We start from the raw sequence: 248 nt of genomic DNA on the forward strand, positions 1-248 counted from the left end.
TCCCAGCGCAGCAGGTAGCCGTTGTGGTTGCGGTGACGGGTCGGCACCTGACTGGCGGTGCCGAGGACCACGAGTTCTCGTACGGACACGGGTGGGTGGCCCTAACCGGGGGGCCACTGCATCCCGCGACCGCCCAGGACGTGGGCGTGCGCGTGGAAGACGGTCTGACCGGCACCCGCACCGGTGTTGAGGACGATGCGGTAGCCGCTCTCGGTGATCTTCTCGTCGGCGGCGTCCGGGTAGTGGGC

The 248-nt window shown here is 69.8% G+C and carries 1 protein-coding gene; it reads right to left on the reverse strand.

All coding sequences use genetic code 11. The annotated features are described in order from the left end of the window. Positions 1-101 precede the first annotated feature (101 nt). Positions 102-248, reverse strand: a 147-nt coding sequence (locus BFF76_RS31960; protein WP_141695716.1) for an HIT domain-containing protein, incomplete at its 5' end; no start/stop codon positions are given.

Origin of the sequence: Streptomyces mutomycini, from assembly GCF_001700505.1 — a bacterium.
Classification (GTDB): Bacteria; Actinomycetota; Actinomycetes; order Streptomycetales; family Streptomycetaceae; genus Streptomyces; species Streptomyces mutomycini.